Genomic DNA, 15,178 nt, shown 5'->3' on the forward strand with positions numbered 1-15,178 from the left:
CAGGGCAGGAATGATGAAACGTCTTCTCAGTCTTGTAATGCTAATCCTTTTCACCAGCACCCTACTGGCGGGCTGTAATACCGCGCGCGGCTTCGGTGAAGACATCAAACACCTCGGCAATTCAATCTCTCACGCCGCCAGTTAAACTTCTCACATAATCTGAAAAACGATTGTTTATCCATCACACTTCCGGATCTTGTCTATTATTAAGTAGCTATACACAAACAATATTGGCTAGAAAAGGAAGACGTTATGATTAAGAAGACAATTGCTGCGATCTTTTCTGTGTTGGTACTTTCTTCCGTATTAACCGCGTGTAATACCACGCGAGGCGTAGGGGAGGATATTTCTGACGGTGGTAACGCTATTTCTGGTGCAGCGACAAAAGCTCAGCAATAACGCTCAACGGTACGACGCCGGGTCGTACCGTTAACTCTCCTTATGCGGGAGCGAGAGAAACGGTGAGAAGCGGTTCCCCAGATGAAGCTTCATACGAATATTTCGTTTATAGGTATACACCGTTTTGCCATGAATGCTGAGCGTGGCGGCTATCGCACTGTTGCTCACGCCATCCATCCACATTGACAATACTTTCTCCTCCTGCGGCGTCAGCAGTGGCGTCGGGTTTTCGGCTAATGCTAATGTGGGGCGATCTTGTAGCGCTTCCTGAATCGTGTGTGTGAGTGTGTTTAGCGAGGTGTGTTTGGTTAATACCGAATGAGCGATGGCTTGAGAAGTCGGGATGGATGTGTGCTGTCTGTCCGCTGATTGCAGTAAAATCAACGGGATGACGCCACAGCTCATGAAAAAGGGCTTAACTGGCGGAGTGGAATGCGCCTCGCTAATAAAACTGTATAAATCCGCAATGACCAGATGTGGTTTCCACTGCAAAATATGCTCTTTTGCCAACAGAAGATTATTAATTCCTGATACCAGAAATGAGGAGCTGAACCTGCCAGAATGATTAAGCAAGGCCTCAATCCCTGTGCGGGTAAAGTGGCATCGGTCAATCACTAAAATTTTAAGCATAAACTTTTCGCATTCAGAAGAGGGGCAATCGACTTTCTGATTTCAGAAAGCCCTTCATCATAGAGAACTCCGATGAGTGCCAAATGCGGGAACTACGCCGCAAATTATGCTTAATTCTTGCTTTTAACAGACGGTGAATAAAAAGGTTGAAATTCATTTTCTGTCGGGCAAAAATGCCATTTCACACACCAGCTTTGCAGGACGACCTGCAAACGCTTCTTTCACCGGGGACGGCCCCATTGTTCTGGAGCCTCATATGTCCTGGATCATTTTATTAATTGCCGGTTTGCTCGAAGTTGTTTGGGCGATTGGCCTGAAATACACCCACGGCTTCACTCGTCTGACGCCAAGCATTATCACCATTGTCGCGATGATCGTCAGTATCGCCATGCTCTCCTGGGCGATGCGCACCTTGCCAGTTGGGACCGCCTATGCCGTCTGGACCGGTATTGGCGCCGTCGGGGCGGCCATTACCGGGATTCTGCTGTTGGGTGAATCTGCCAGTCCGGCGCGTTTGCTGAGTCTGGGGCTGATTGTGGCTGGCATTATTGGTCTGAAGCTGAGCACTCACTAAGCACCAGGCTGTTTCACCCAAATCAGTTTATTGACGTCAAACCCTTCCCGGGTCGCGATAGCCAACATTTGCTGCTTCATTTCATCTGAAATGGTGGGGGTCCGTGAAAGGATCCACAGGTAATCGCGATCCGGACCACACACCAGCGCGTGGCGATATTCCCGGTCGAGCGCAATCACGTTATACCCACCATAGAAGGGGCCGAAGAATGACACCTTGAGCGCCGCCCGATTTGGGTCGCCGGTGAAATAGGCTTTACCCTCCGTTTTTTGCCACATCCCTCTGTCCGGGTTATAGCCCTTATTGATCACGTTGATACCGCCGTCGTCGCGCAAGCTATACGTTGCGGTCACTTTTTCCAGTCCACGTTCGAAGCGATGGTCTAAACGTGCAATTTCATACCAGGTACCGAGATAGCGTTTGGCGTCAAAGTTATTCACAACGGTAACGCCTTTTGGCGGTGTAGGGGAACTGCAGGCGACAACCAGAAATGCAGCGGTAACTGCAGCAACGACGGGCAGAATGCGCATAAGATTTTCCTTACTGTTTTTTTGTTAAGTGTAGATGACAGCAGGAAAAGAAGAGGAAGAAACGAGGTCCGCTATAGCGGACCTCATCGTCAGTTACTGCAGTTTTTCAAGAATACGCCAGGCGGCCTCGACGCGAGCAGGGTTTGGGTAGCTTTTGTTTGCCAGCATCACGATGCCGAGATTTTTTTCCGGAACGAACGCAACGTAGCTGCCAAATCCGCCAGTGGAGCCGGTTTTGTGCACCCATGAGGCTTTCACTGCAGGGGCGGGCGGATTGACCTCAACGACGGGAAGCGCCGCTAACGCGACTTTACTGTCGCTACCGTTGATTATCGAGTCGGCATTCACCGGCCAGTTCAGCATCTCCCAACCTAATCCCTGGTACATGTCGCCAATATGCCAGTAACGAGCCTGTGCAATTTCAATTCCCTGTCGGAGCGTTTTCTCCTGCACCTGGCTGGCGTCCATGTTGGCCTGAACCCAACGAGTCATATCGACAAGGCTGGATTTCACCCCGTAGGCTTCGGCATCAAGCTGACCCGGAGATACGTGCACGGGCTTCCCTTCGCGATAACCCCAGGCATAATCCTTTTGTTCGCTCTGTGGAACCGTAATCCAGGTATGCGCCAGTTTTAATGGTTGCAGGACGCGTTTGGTCATCGCCTCTTCATAGCCTATTCCTGAAGGTTTCACCGCCAGTGCGCCAAACAGACCAATACTGGAGTTAGCATACAGGCGTTTAGCTCCCGGGACCCATTGCGGCTGCCAGTTTTGATAAAAGCGCAGTAATGCCGCTTTATCTGTAACGTCGTCAGGTACCTGAAGCGGCAGACCACCCGCCGTATAGGTGGCCAGGTGCAGCAGGCTGATACCCTGCCATTGTTTGCCAGTTAATTCGGGCCAGTATTGGGTGACCGGATCGCTGAGCTTAATTTCACCACGGGCGATAGCATCGCCGCCCAGCACACCGTTAAACGTCTTACTTACCGATCCAAGCTCAAACAGCGTTTGCCGGGTGACGGGGCGGTCATTGGCGATATCGGCTTTCCCCCAGGTAAAGTAATAGGGTTTTCCCTGGTAGATAATTGCTACGGCCATACCCGGAATAGCCTGTTCTTGCATCAGCGGTGTGATGGTACGGTTTACGATATCGGCAATCTGTTGTTCTGTTTTTGCGGCGGCAAACGTGGAGAAAGAGGCTGTCAGCAGCAACGCGCAGCATAACGATTTTTTCATCATGAAATCAGTTCCGTAATAAAAAGCGAAAGGGTGTCCGGGCCCGTCAGACGCAATCAGTTTGTTTGAGTTGCAGTGTGTTGACAAACGGTTAAATTTAGCAGCAGATATAAGTTTTTCTAACAGGCCGGATGATGACGCGTAGCTATATTCCTCTTAACTCACTGCGAGCTTTTGAAGCCGCGGCCAGACACCTTAGCTTTACCCGCGCTGCGATTGAGCTCAACGTGACGCATTCTGCCATCAGCCAGCATGTCAAAGCGCTGGAACAGCAGCTAAATTGTCAGCTGTTTGTGCGCGGCTCCCGTGGGTTAATGCTGACGACAGAAGGGGAAAGTCTGTTACCTGTACTTAATGATTCTTTCGATCGTATGGCGGGGATGCTGGATCGTTTTGCTACTAAAAAAACCCAGGAAAAACTTAAAATCGGAGTGGTGGGGACCTTTGCGGTCGGTTGTCTTTTTCCTCTGCTCAGCGACTTTAAGCGTAGTTATCCGCATATTGATTTGCATATTTCCACCCACAATAACCGCGTGGATCCCGCCGCCGAGGGACTGGACTATACCATTCGCTACGGAGGAGGTGCCTGGCACGATACCGATGCACAATATTTGTGTAGCGCGCTGATGTCCCCGCTTTGCTCGCCAGAATTAGCCGCACAGATCAAGGTACCTGCAGACCTCCTGAAATTCCCGTTATTACGCTCTTATCGGCGAGATGAGTGGACGCTTTGGATGCAGGCCGCCGGAGAAGCGCCTCCGTCACCGACGCACAACGTGGTGGTGTTTGATTCGTCCGTCACAATGCTGGAGGCCGCGCAGGCGGGGATCGGGGTGGCGATTGCCCCGGTAAGAATGTTCACTCATCTGCTTGGTAGTGAACGTATCGTTCAACCGTTTCTAACGCAGATTGATCTGGGGAGCTATTGGATAACGCGTTTGCAATCCCGACCGGAGACATCTGCAATGCGTGAGTTTTCCCGTTGGTTGGCTGGGGCTCTGCACAAATAAAAAGGCCCGCCAATGGCGGGCCTGATAGTTAACGCATGCAATTAGATGGTCAGGATACCAATGGCCGTTACAACGGTCAGGATAGCTGCCAGTCCGTAGAATACCCATTTGCCAGCAGGCACGTGGATTTTCAGGTCATGCATCGCGTGATGCATACGGTGTAAACCGCACCACAGCGGCAGGACGATCATCAGGAACAGGAATGCGCGACCGATAAAGCTCTGAGCGAATGCCAGGACGCGTTCATAGCTGAAGGCATCAGGAACAAAGCCCAGCGGCAGCATAATGCCTACCAGCAGAATCATCACCGGCGCAATGATTGCGCTCCACATACCGCCTGCACCAAACAGGCCCCAGAATACGGGTTCGTCAGAGCGTTTTGGATTTGGATTAATCATTCCGGACTCCTTACCAGAACAGGGCAACAAACAGTATTACTACTGTCGCAACCACAGTAACCGCCCAAAGCCCTTTGATGATTGGCTCTGGTCCCATTTTTTCGTCTTTTACGATGATGTTGGCCGCTTTCGGCGCCAGCTCAAACCAGGTCTTGGTATGCAGCAGCGCGGCTGCCAGGGCGATGATGTTAAGGATCACCACCACCGGGTTCTGCAGGAACCCGACAAAGCCAGCCCAGGATTCCACACCGTGCTTAAGCGCAAACAGGCCGAAGATCAGTTCAATACTGAACCAGACAGCCGGAACGGCTGTGCCTTCACGCAGCATGTAAAAGCGATAAAACGGCAGTTTCTTCCACCAGGTGGACGTCATTGGCCGCACATAGGCGTTGCGTTTAGTCGTCATGTTGCACTCCTTAGCGTGGTTTCAGGGTTGCGATAAGAAAGTCTTTTGAACTTTCAACTTTACCCTGCTGAATGGCCGCAGCCGGATCGACGTGTTTCGGGCAGACTTCGGAGCAGTAGCCCACGAAAGTACAACTCCAGACGCCGTTCGGGCTATTCAATTGAGCCATACGCTCTTTCTTACCGTGGTCGCGGCTATCTTCGTTGTAACGATGCGCCAGCGTAATCGCAGCCGGTCCAATGAACTCAGGGTTCAGGCCGAACTGCGGGCACGCGGCGTAGCACAGACCACAGTTGATGCAACCGGAGAACTGATGATACTTCGCCATCTGCGCCGGAGTCTGGGTGTTTGGACCCTGATCCGGTGTACGCGGGTTACCGATGATGTACGGTTTGATCGCTTCCAGGCTTTCGATAAAGTGCGTCATATCGACGATCAGATCGCGCTCAATCGGGAAGTTGCCCAGCGCTTCAACCTTCATACCGTTGGTGTAATCACGCAGGAAGGTTTTGCACGCCAGCTTCGGCACGTTGTTGACCATCATGCCGCAGGAGCCGCAGATTGCCATACGGCAGGACCAGCGATAGCTCAGGTCTGGCGCCAGGTTATCCTTGATGTAGCCCAACGCATCGAGCAGAGACGTGGTTTCATCGTAAGGAACTTCGTAGAAAGCACTGTGCGGCGCGGTATCGGTTTCCGGGTTATAGCGCACCACCTCAACTTTCAGGTTTTTCATCTCAGCCATTCGCCTTCTCCTTCTTATCGGCTGCTTCCGCTTCGCCACCGTAAACACGTTTAGCCGGTGGCAGAGTGGTGATTTTCACGTCGCTGTATTCCAGGCGAGTCGTGCCGTCAGCATCGCGGAAGGCGAGGGTGTGTTTGAGGAAGTTCACGTCGTCACGCTCGGTGCAGCCTTCATCCAGACGCTGATGCGCGCCGCGGGATTCTTTACGCGCCAGAGCGGAGTGCGCCATACATTCAGCAACGTTCAGACCGTGACCCAGTTCGATGGTGTACAGCAGGTCGGTGTTGAAGACGCTGGAGGTATCAGTGATACGCACGCGCTTGAAGCGCTCCTGCAGCTCAGCCAGCTTATCAACGGTTTTCTGCATGAGTTCCGGCGTACGGTAGATACCGCAACCTTCTTCCATGGAGATCCCCATTTCGTCACGGATCTTAGACCAGTTTTCGTTACCTTCCTGGTTAACCAGATCTTTCAGACGTTTTTCAATACCGGCAACCTGTGCATCAAGCGCGGCACTGTTTGCAGCGCCAGCCGTTGCAGCACGTTCCGCAGCCTGTTCGCCGGCCATACGACCGAAGACCACCAGTTCCGCCAGGGAGTTAGAGCCCAGACGGTTAGCGCCATGCAGACCAACAGAGGAACATTCGCCGACAGCGAACAGACCTTTAATGCGGGTTTCACAGTGCTGATCGGTTTCGATACCGCCCATGGTGTAGTGCGCGGTCGGACGTACCGGGATCGGTTCTTTAACCGGATCGACACCCACGTAGGCTTTCGCCAGTTCGCAGATGAACGGTAAACGTTCGAGCAGTTTTTTCTCGCCGAGGTGACGCAGGTCGAGGTGAACCACATCGCCACGCGGAGTGGAAATGGTGTTGCCTTTGCGCCATTCGTGCCAGAAAGCCTGAGAAACTTTGTCGCGCGGACCGAGTTCCATATATTTGTTTTTCGGCTCGCCCAGTGGGGTTTCCGGACCCATGCCGTAGTCTTGCAGATAACGGTAGCCATTTTTGTTGACCAGAATACCGCCTTCACCACGGCAGCCTTCAGTCATCAGGATACCGGAGCCTGGCAGACCCGTCGGGTGATACTGAACGAATTCCATATCACGCAGCGGAACGCCGTGGCTCAGCGCCATGCCCATACCGTCGCCGGTTACGATGCCGCCGTTGGTGTTGTAACGGTAAACGCGACCTGCGCCGCCCGTTGCCATTACCACTGCGTTAGCACGGATCTGCACCAGCGTGCCTTCCATCATGTTCATCGCGACGACGCCGCGAGCATGGCCATCGTCAACCAGGATATCGAGAACGAAGTGTTCGTCAAAGCGCTGAATCTGTGGGAACTGCAAAGACGTTTGGAACAGCGTATGCAGCATGTGGAAGCCGGTTTTATCCGCGGCAAACCAGGTACGCTCGATTTTCATGCCGCCGAAGCGACGTACGTTGACGCTACCGTCTTCACGACGGCTCCATGGGCAGCCCCATTGTTCGAGTTGCGTCATTTCAGTTGGGCAGTGGTGGACAAAGTAATCCACGACATCCTGCTCACATAGCCAGTCTCCGCCTGCTACCGTATCGTGAAAATGGTAGTCAAAGCTGTCATGATCCTGCGCGACAGCAGCAGAGCCGCCTTCGGCAGCAACGGTATGGCTGCGCATTGGGTACACTTTTGAGATCAGTGCGATTTTAGCGTTGGGATTTGCTTGTGCGGCAGCAATTGCAGCACGTAATCCCGCGCCACCGGCGCCTATAATGGCAAGATCGGCTTGAAAGGTTTGCACGACATTCCTCCAGATTGTTGTTATTTCATCCCCGCCTGAACTCAGATGCTTCATCGGCTTCAAACAGGTTATGAACGCGTTTCCACTGCTCCTTTATAGGTACAATAGTATAGTCTTAGGGATGTGCGGGAAATTTGACGTGTTCGATTTTTTTAGCGTGTCAAAGGGGGGAATTATCATTGAATTTGATTAATTTAATTACTAAACCACCCAATGTCGCTTTTTTTACCCGATTGCCAGTGCTGATTACTACCGCGGGAAATTTGTCTCGTTAGCGCGATACGAGTAGACTTCGTGCCCTTGTCTTAAATCGGAGAAACAACCATGAGCGAAACGGCAACCTGGCAGCCGAGCGCGTCCATCCCCAATCTGTTAAAACGTGCAGCAATTATAGCGGAGATTCGCCGCTTTTTTGCCGATCGTGGCGTGCTTGAGGTTGAGACCCCTTGTATGAGTCAGGCAACGGTAACGGACATCCATCTGTTCCCGTTCGAAACACGTTTCGTCGGCCCTGGACATTCCCAGGGAATGAATCTCTATTTAATGACCAGTCCGGAATATCACATGAAGCGCCTGCTGGTGGCAGGATGTGGCCCGGTATATCAACTGTGCCGCAGCTTTCGCAATGAAGAGATGGGACGTCATCATAACCCTGAGTTCACCATGCTCGAGTGGTATCGTCCCCACTACGATATGTATCGCCTGATGAATGAAGTGGATGATTTGCTCCAGCAGGTGCTGGACTGCTCTCCGGCGGAAAGCCTTTCTTATCAGCAGGCCTTTCAGCGCCATCTGGAGATAGATCCACTATCAGCAGACAAAACCCAACTGCGGGAAGTAGCGGCTAAGCTGGATCTCAGCAATATCGCCGATACTGAAGAAGATCGGGATACGTTGCTGCAACTGCTGTTCACGATGGGCGTTGAGCCGCATATCGGCAAAGACAAACCGACGTTTGTGTATCATTTCCCCGCCAGCCAGGCATCATTGGCGCAAATCAGTACCGAAGATCACCGCGTGGCTGAGCGTTTCGAGGTGTATTACAAAGGTATTGAGCTGGCGAATGGTTTCCATGAGTTGACCGACGCGCGCGAGCAGCAGCAACGGTTTGAACAGGATAACCGCAAACGTGCCGCGCGTGGCCTGCCACAGCAACCTATCGATACCAACCTGCTTGAAGCGTTAAAAGTGGGCATGCCGGATTGCTCTGGCGTGGCGCTCGGCGTTGACCGTCTGGTGATGCTGGCTCTGGGCGCGGAAAGCCTGGCTGAGGTTATCGCATTTACCGTCGATCGCGCGTAATTTACGCTCTCTCCATACAAAGTGGCGGATAAACAGCCACTTTGTAGCATATTTTTTCATTTACCCTCTAATAGCCACAATTTACATCTGGATGTTTGATATCTTTCAGGTATCAATTCTGTGTTAATTTTTTATCGCTGAACTCCGCAATGAGAGCAGTGCCAATCGGTGAGCGGCGTTTGTGAAACGCTTGCCAGAGTAAGGGATGGTTTAATGACCCAAACAATAAAAAAGATGAGCCTGATTGGTCTCATCCTTATGATATTTACGTCTGTTTTTGGTTTTGCTAACAGCCCCTCCGCGTTCTATTTAATGGGGTACAGCGCGATTCCATGGTATATATTTTCCGCATTATTATTTTTTATTCCATTTGCTTTAATGATGGCGGAAATGGGTTCCGCCTATCGGAAAGAAGAGGGTGGAATCTATTCGTGGATGAATAATAGCGTTGGGCCACGTTATGCGTTTATCGGCACGTTTATGTGGTTTTCTTCCTATGTGATATGGATGGTCAGCACGGCGGCAAAGGTCTGGGTACCTTTTTCGACCTTCTTATTTGGCGCAGACATGACGCAGCACTGGCGTTTTGCCGGGCTTGAGCCTACGCAGGTTGTCGGGCTGCTCGCCGTCGGCTGGATGATTCTGGTGACCTGCGTGGCCTCACGGGGGATTAATAAGATTGCCCGTATTACGGCTGTAGGTGGAATTGCCGTAATGTGTCTTAATTTAGTTTTGTTGTTAGTGAGTGTCGCTATTTTGTTATTAACGGGTGGCCACTTTGCGCAGGATATTAATTTTATCTCCTCGCCTAATCCGGGATATCAGTCCGGTCTGGCAATGTTGTCATTTGTTGTGTTTGCTATTTTTGCTTACGGCGGAATTGAGGCCGTGGGCGGACTGGTAGATAAAACAGAAAAGCCAGAAAAGAACTTCGCGAAAGGGATTGTCTTTGCCGCTATTGTCATTTCTGTCGGTTATTCACTGGCGATATTTTTATGGGGCGTTAGCACCAACTGGCAACAGGTATTAAGTGATGGCTCGGTCAACCTCGGCAACATCACCTATATCCTGATGAAAAGCCTCGGGATGACGTTGGGTAATGCACTGCACCTTTCCCCGGAAAGCGCGATGGCGTTGGGTGTATGGTTCGCGCGTATCACCGGTCTTTCTATGTTCCTCGCCTATACTGGCGCTTTTTTCACGCTCAGCTACTCGCCGCTGAAAGCGATTATTCAGGGAACGCCGAAGGCATTGTGGCCCGCGCCGATGACCAGGCTGAATGCGGTGGGGATGCCGACGACGGCAATGTGGTTGCAGTGTTTACTGGTGAGCCTGTTTATCCTGCTGGTTTCGTTTGGCGGCGACACGGCCTCAGCGTTTTATAACAAACTGACCCTGATGGCGAACGTCTCAATGACGCTGCCGTATCTGTTCCTTGCGCTGGCTTTCCCATTCTTTAAAGCGCGTACGGATCTGGAAAGGCCGTTTGTGATTTTTAAAACGCGGGCGGCGACGTTATTGACAACAGGCGTGGTGGTATTGGTGGTGACGTTTGCCAACGTGTTCACCATCATCCAGCCGGTGATTGAAGCCGGGGACTGGAACAGCGCATTGTGGATGACCGGCGGCCCGATCTTCTTCTCGCTGCTGGCGATGGCGATTTATCAGAACTATAGCCGTCGCATGGCCAACGAACCTGAGTGGGCGGTGGAGTAACCGTCCTGGCGTATCCGGCCTACAAAGAAGCATTTTCGTAGGCCGGATAAGACCCAACGGGTCGCCATCCGGCATGTCTTGCCTGAATTATGCGCTACAAACTTCCCGCCGGGCGGCTGGCTCTGCCCGCAGAACTTAACGTTCTTCCCGTTTGTTTACCGCCAAGGCTCTCCAGACGCATCTGGAACGGCGGGAATGGCATATCAATACCGTGTTCGCGGAAGCCTGCCAGAATCAGCTGGTGGATCTCATGGCGCAGCGGCATACGGTGTCCCATCTCTGCGGCATAAATACGCAGTTCGAAGATTTGAATCCCCTGCTGCAGATCTACCAGAAAGACTTCTGGCGCCGGGTTATCGATAACCAGCGAACAGCGCTGCGCGGCAGTCAGCAAAATCTGCGTGACCTCCTCGCTGTTAGCCTCTGACGGCGCCGGGATAGTTAACACCACACGGGTGACCGAATCTGACAACGACCAGTTGATAAACTGCTCGGTGATAAAGGCCTTATTGGGCACGATGATCTCTTTGCGGTCCCAGTCGCTGATGGTGGTGGCGCGAGTGTTAATCTTCGTCACGCTGCCGGTAAGATCGCGAATGGTCACCGTGTCGCCAATGCGAATCGGTTTCTCAAACAGGATAATCAGGCCGGAAATAAAGTTGGCGAAGATTTCCTGCAAACCAAAGCCCAGACCAACACCGAGAGCAGCCACCAGCCATTGCAGTTTGGACCACTCAATGCCGATCATCGAGAAGCCAACCAGACCGCCAATCAGCATCAGCAAATACTTGGTAATGGTGGTAATGGCGTAACCGGTGCCGGGGGTTAAATCCAAATGTTGCAGCAGCGCCAGCTCCAGCAACGCGGGGAGGTTGCGCACTAACTGGGTGGTGATGATAAATACCAGTATCGCGATGAGCACCGCGCCCAGCGTGATCGGCTCTAAGCTTTCCACGCCTTGCACCGTAGAGGTGACATCCCACAACGAGATGTTTTCCAGGAAGCCAAATGCGGAATGAATTTCCGACCACAGCACAATGACTGAAAGCAGAGCGATAAGCATCAGAATAGAGCGCACCAGACGCAGCGATTGCGCGCTGATCGCGTCCAGATCCACTTCGCTTTCATCAACGTCAATCGCGCCTTCAAGACTGGTGGAGTGCGGCGGTTCTTCTTCACCCCGCGCGCGCTGCGCCAGCATTTCGGCGCGTCGATGCTTGGCGCGGTCGAACGCCAGGCGGCGGCGCTGGATCAGCATCCAACGGCGGATGACGTGATATACCACCAGTAACAAGAACCAGATAGCCACGGACGTTTCCAGACGCGCCAGCAAAGCTTGCGATGTGGCGAGATAGCCCACTGCGGCCGCGAGGATGGCAATCAGCGGCGCGCCCATCAGCATATTCCATAGCATGCTGTTGACCATGTTATCGCTGTTGCCCTCTTTATCGAGATACAGCGGTATTCCGGCGCGCTTCAGGCTCAGAGTCACGACCGCCAGTGCGCCGCAAATCAGGATGAAGCACAAGCGTCCCAATGAGGCGGAGAATTCCCGGTCATTGAGGTTATCAAACATAATTACTGCCATGATCAGCGGGACAATCAGTCCGATGCTCATCAGGTAATAGTGCATAGCCTTCGCGACGCGATTACGCGGCCAGCCAAAGTGGGCAATGAACAGACCGTTAGGGCGTGCAAAGGTGGCGCAAATCATCACCGCCCATAGCATGGGCACCGTGGCGGTTACGCCATCGCCGATAGCGACGGCCAACGGATAAGGCCAGGCTTCCTGCAAACCGTAACCCAGGGTGGCCCACAGTACCGGTAGCGGCGAGGCGACGAGTATTGACCAGAATACCGTGCGTATCGTCAGCCAGAAGTGGTCCTGGGTCACCTTACCCACCCGCGCGGACGAGCGTTCAAGAAAACGGGTAAAGTGTTTGCGAGAATAGAGGCTAAATCCAACCAGTACCAACGCACCGAACAGCGGTAGTAGCGTTTCTTTGCTGGTCAGCATCATGATGCTGGCTTTACCTAACTGATTAAAGGTATCTAATGAGATCAGACGCCGCAGATCCTGAACAATGTCGACAGGCCATGAGAGGGAGATAGGGCTGACGTCAGACGTCCAGAACAGATAGCGGTGCGTCGCTTCGTTGACCTCTTTTAGCGCATCTTCCAGTTGGCTATTGGAGACTTTTAGCTTGGTCAGCTCAAGGATCAGCGTATCGCCACCCTGTAACAGAGAGTTCAGCAATTCACGCTGAGTGCGCAACTGGGCGTTGAGGATGCTGCTCTGTTCCGCGGTCAGCGGTTGCCCATCGGCCTGATGGATCTGGCGTAGTTGCGGCTGTTTATTGAGGAGATCTTCATAGCGCATACGATGCACACGTAGCTGCGCCATTTCGGTATCTAACTGCTGAGGTTTGGGCATTTCGGGCAGACGAGATACCTGCGCGCGTAGCGCTTCCCCCAGCATATTCGAGACCCCAAGCCACTGGGACTGTTCGCGCAGCGTATTCAACGCCTGCCGCACCTGCAGCGTTTGGCTGGTGGCCTGACGCTGTTGCGACGCGACCAGATCCATACGCTGCGCCTGCTGGTTTAAGGCCTGGGACAGTTCGCGGTTTACCTTGAACTGGTCAACAATGCCTTCGGGCAGCCCCGCGCTGTTTTCCGCCAGCAGTTCGGTACTCTCCAGCGCTCGCTCAGCTTCACGCTGCCGCTGACTGTTGAGTTGATTACGTAATGCCTGCAGATAGGCGTCGAGCTGTTGGCTCTGTTTTTCCGCCAGTTCTGAGCGCATACGTGCCAGTTCCTGACGGTTGTTGGCGGAAAGCTGCGCCAGCTCCAGTTCATCGACCAGGGCTTTGAGTTTGGCGGACTCAGCCTGCATCGCCTGATTCTGCGCGGGATTGGCGTTGGCGGTACCAATACGCCGCTCAAGCTCATTTAGTTGGCGGCGGGCATCGGTTTGCTGTTGAGGAAGCTGACTTAACGAGTCGGCGATTTCCCGGGCGCGATCCTGCTCCTGCTGGGCCTGACGACTCTTTTCCAGCAACTGACTGCTGACCTGGAGGATCTCCTGGTTTAACGCATCAGTTGTCAGTCCGGTTGGTACGTTGCGCGGTTCGTCACGCAGATTGCTAAGCTGTGCGCGTAGCGTTGCGGAGAGCTTGGGGAAGTTATCAATAACCTGCTGGTATTGCGCGGCGCGCTCGAGAGAGCCTTTCCGCTCCTCAAGGGCATTCAGCGCGGACTGGAGAGCCTCGACGGTTTCTGGCTGAGCGGGTTTCGCCGCCTTGGCCTGCTCCAGTTCCTGGGTGAGTTGTTTGGCGTCGGGGGCCGTCGCAGCGTACGCCCCCAGGCTGAGGCACCAGGCCATCAGAAAAGTGATAATCAGGCGCACAGCAGCGATTCCTATGTTTAAGTTTCGTCTTTTTTGTCGTCAACCAGCGGGCTGGCGTCGTGTTCTGCTTCGATCTCTTCTTTCGGCAGCGGGGCAGGTTCTGCCTCTGGCGTCACGAAAGTCTCGGTTGAGATGGCCATTGGCTGACCGATTTTCGTGACTGAAAGGTCCTGCAATTGCTCAACCAGGTTAACTTTGCCCGGTGCGAACAGGTTGATGACGGTGGAACCGAGCTTAAAGCGGCCCATTTCCTGACCTTTCAGCAGTGCCACTGACCCTTCGCTTTCGCCTTCAGGCCAGGTCCAGCGTTTAATTACGCCTTCGCGCGGTGGGGTAATGGTGCCAGCCCATACGGTTTCAATGCTGCCAACGATAGTCGCCCCGACCAGAATTTGCACCATTGGGCCAAACTCGGTATCAAACAGGCAAATAACGCGTTCGTTACGGGCAAACAGATTAGGTACGTTTTGCGCTGTCAGGATGTTTACAGAGAAGAGGTCGCCTGGCACGTACATCATTTCGCGCAGGATACCGTTACATGGCATATGTACCCGGTGGTAATCGCGTGGTGATAAGTAAGTGGTCACAAACGTACCGTTGCGGAATTTGTCCGCCATCTGGTAGTTGCCGGCCAGCAGCGCTTCAAGCGTATAGCTGTGCCCTTTGGCCTGTAACAGCTTGTCTTCTTCGATGTTACCTAACTGGTTGATCACGCCGTCGGCAGGCATGACCAGTACATTCGGATCGGTATTGACTGGACGAGCCTCGTCGCGCAGGGGACGAACAAAGAAGTCGTTAAAGGTGCGATAGCTGGCGGTATCCGGCTTTTGCGCCTCTTTCATATCGACCTTGTAATATTTCACGAACAGCTCGATCACCAGTTTGGTCAGCCATCCCGCTCGTTTGCTCGCACCCCAGCCCGCCAGGCGAGTGAGCCATAGTTTCGGCAGAATGTATTGTAGCGAAAGCTTAAATGAGTTTAACAAGGTAGCCTCCAGGCCATAATTTGTTCCCGATCCGGCATATGGGCCGGATCCTGA

General features: G+C 53.0%; 15 protein-coding genes. 6 read left to right on the plus strand and 9 right to left on the minus strand.

The window, feature by feature from the left end:
- The first annotated feature begins 10 nt into the window (after positions 1-10).
- Complete coding sequence (ecnA, locus tag OOJ59_RS13405; protein ID WP_016151394.1) at positions 11-145, plus strand: lipoprotein antitoxin entericidin A; 135 nt, start codon at positions 11-13, stop codon at positions 143-145.
- Between the two features lie 107 nt (positions 146-252).
- A complete protein-coding gene (ecnB, locus tag OOJ59_RS13410; RefSeq protein ID WP_032940256.1) occupies positions 253-399 on the plus strand; it encodes a lipoprotein toxin entericidin B in 147 nt (48 codons plus the stop codon).
- Between the two features lie 30 nt (positions 400-429).
- Here ecnB and OOJ59_RS13415 read toward each other — a convergent pair whose 3' ends face one another.
- The gene (locus OOJ59_RS13415) at positions 430-1,029 is read right to left on the minus strand and encodes a helix-turn-helix transcriptional regulator (RefSeq protein ID WP_085048476.1); all 600 of its coding nucleotides are present in this window, start codon (positions 1,027-1,029) and stop codon (positions 430-432) included.
- 256 nt (positions 1,030-1,285) lie between these two features.
- Between OOJ59_RS13415 and sugE the strand changes: the two genes are divergently transcribed.
- Entirely contained in the window at positions 1,286-1,603 is a 318-nt protein-coding gene (sugE, locus tag OOJ59_RS13420; protein ID WP_038642963.1) for a quaternary ammonium compound efflux SMR transporter SugE, read from the plus strand.
- Here sugE and OOJ59_RS13425 read toward each other — a convergent pair.
- Both OOJ59_RS13425 and OOJ59_RS13430 read right to left on the minus strand, forming a co-directional pair.
- The gene (locus OOJ59_RS13425; protein ID WP_038636486.1) at positions 1,600-2,133 is read right to left on the minus strand and encodes a lipocalin family protein; all 534 of its coding nucleotides are present in this window, start codon (positions 2,131-2,133) and stop codon (positions 1,600-1,602) included. The genes sugE and OOJ59_RS13425 overlap by 4 nt on opposite strands.
- 93 nt (positions 2,134-2,226) lie before the next feature.
- The gene (locus OOJ59_RS13430) at positions 2,227-3,372 is read right to left on the minus strand and encodes a class C beta-lactamase CMY-159 (protein WP_122630837.1); all 1,146 of its coding nucleotides are present in this window, start codon (positions 3,370-3,372) and stop codon (positions 2,227-2,229) included.
- Positions 3,373-3,503: 131 nt separating this feature from the next.
- Between OOJ59_RS13430 and ampR the strand changes: the two genes are divergently transcribed.
- A complete protein-coding gene (ampR, locus tag OOJ59_RS13435; RefSeq protein ID WP_069324727.1) occupies positions 3,504-4,379 on the plus strand; it encodes a LysR family transcriptional regulator AmpR in 876 nt (291 codons plus the stop codon).
- Between the two features lie 41 nt (positions 4,380-4,420).
- Here ampR and frdD read toward each other — a convergent pair whose 3' ends face one another.
- From frdD to frdA, 4 genes are read right to left on the minus strand one after another with little or no spacing between them, the layout of a single operon-like run.
- The gene (gene frdD, locus OOJ59_RS13440; RefSeq protein ID WP_003025535.1) at positions 4,421-4,777 is read right to left on the minus strand and encodes a fumarate reductase subunit FrdD; all 357 of its coding nucleotides are present in this window, start codon (positions 4,775-4,777) and stop codon (positions 4,421-4,423) included.
- A 10-nt stretch (positions 4,778-4,787) separates the two neighbouring features.
- Positions 4,788-5,183, minus strand: a complete 396-nt coding sequence (gene frdC / locus OOJ59_RS13445) for a fumarate reductase subunit FrdC (protein ID WP_006686290.1) — start codon at positions 5,181-5,183, stop codon at positions 4,788-4,790.
- Positions 5,184-5,193: 10 nt separating this feature from the next.
- On the minus strand, positions 5,194-5,928 hold the full coding sequence (gene frdB, locus OOJ59_RS13450; protein WP_121529862.1) for a fumarate reductase iron-sulfur protein: 735 nt from the start codon (positions 5,926-5,928) through the stop codon (positions 5,194-5,196).
- Complete coding sequence (gene frdA, locus OOJ59_RS13455) at positions 5,921-7,711, minus strand: fumarate reductase (quinol) flavoprotein subunit (protein ID WP_038636496.1); 1,791 nt, start codon at positions 7,709-7,711, stop codon at positions 5,921-5,923. The genes frdB and frdA overlap by 8 nt, the downstream gene beginning before the upstream one ends.
- A gap of 324 nt (positions 7,712-8,035) precedes the next feature.
- On the opposite strand from frdA, the gene epmA reads away from it, so the two are divergent.
- Together epmA and yjeM are read left to right on the plus strand one after the other, a co-directional pair.
- Positions 8,036-9,013, plus strand: coding sequence for an elongation factor P--(R)-beta-lysine ligase (gene epmA / locus OOJ59_RS13460; protein ID WP_003830517.1), 978 nt, complete (start codon positions 8,036-8,038; stop codon positions 9,011-9,013).
- A gap of 213 nt (positions 9,014-9,226) precedes the next feature.
- Positions 9,227-10,729: a glutamate/gamma-aminobutyrate family transporter YjeM gene (gene yjeM / locus OOJ59_RS13465; RefSeq protein ID WP_038636500.1), complete on the plus strand. Its 1,503-nt coding sequence runs from the start codon at positions 9,227-9,229 to the stop codon at positions 10,727-10,729.
- A gap of 94 nt (positions 10,730-10,823) precedes the next feature.
- On the opposite strand, the gene mscM is transcribed toward yjeM, so the two are convergent.
- Both mscM and asd read right to left on the minus strand, forming a co-directional pair.
- Complete coding sequence (mscM, locus tag OOJ59_RS13470; RefSeq protein WP_038636503.1) at positions 10,824-14,138, minus strand: miniconductance mechanosensitive channel MscM; 3,315 nt, start codon at positions 14,136-14,138, stop codon at positions 10,824-10,826.
- Between the two features lie 17 nt (positions 14,139-14,155).
- Positions 14,156-15,124: an archaetidylserine decarboxylase gene (gene asd, locus OOJ59_RS13475; RefSeq protein ID WP_160955484.1), complete on the minus strand. Its 969-nt coding sequence runs from the start codon at positions 15,122-15,124 to the stop codon at positions 14,156-14,158.
- Positions 15,125-15,178: the final 54 nt, after the last annotated feature.

It is taken from the genome of Citrobacter sp. W9 (genome assembly GCF_026719375.1).
Classification (GTDB): Bacteria; Pseudomonadota; Gammaproteobacteria; order Enterobacterales; family Enterobacteriaceae; genus Citrobacter; species Citrobacter werkmanii.

Bases quoted from the DNA above. Each gene is read 5' to 3' on its own strand.
- OOJ59_RS13415 (WP_085048476.1), bottom strand. From the start codon at position 1,029: ATGCTTAAAATTTTAGTGATTGACCGATGCCACTTTACCCGCACAGGG.
- frdC (WP_006686290.1), bottom strand. From the start codon at position 5,183: ATGACGACTAAACGCAACGCCTATGTGCGGCCAATGACGTCCACCTGG.
- frdD (WP_003025535.1), bottom strand. From the start codon at position 4,777: ATGATTAATCCAAATCCAAAACGCTCTGACGAACCCGTATTCTGGGGC.
- OOJ59_RS13425 (WP_038636486.1), bottom strand. From the start codon at position 2,133: ATGCGCATTCTGCCCGTCGTTGCTGCAGTTACCGCTGCATTTCTGGTT.
- ampR (WP_069324727.1), top strand. From the start codon at position 3,504: ATGACGCGTAGCTATATTCCTCTTAACTCACTGCGAGCTTTTGAAGCC.
- ecnA (WP_016151394.1), top strand. From the start codon at position 11: ATGATGAAACGTCTTCTCAGTCTTGTAATGCTAATCCTTTTCACCAGC.
- OOJ59_RS13430 (WP_122630837.1), bottom strand. From the start codon at position 3,372: ATGATGAAAAAATCGTTATGCTGCGCGTTGCTGCTGACAGCCTCTTTC.
- sugE (WP_038642963.1), top strand. From the start codon at position 1,286: ATGTCCTGGATCATTTTATTAATTGCCGGTTTGCTCGAAGTTGTTTGG.
- frdB (WP_121529862.1), bottom strand. From the start codon at position 5,928: ATGGCTGAGATGAAAAACCTGAAAGTTGAGGTGGTGCGCTATAACCCG.
- yjeM (WP_038636500.1), top strand. From the start codon at position 9,227: ATGACCCAAACAATAAAAAAGATGAGCCTGATTGGTCTCATCCTTATG.
- ecnB (WP_032940256.1), top strand. From the start codon at position 253: ATGATTAAGAAGACAATTGCTGCGATCTTTTCTGTGTTGGTACTTTCT.
- epmA (WP_003830517.1), top strand. From the start codon at position 8,036: ATGAGCGAAACGGCAACCTGGCAGCCGAGCGCGTCCATCCCCAATCTG.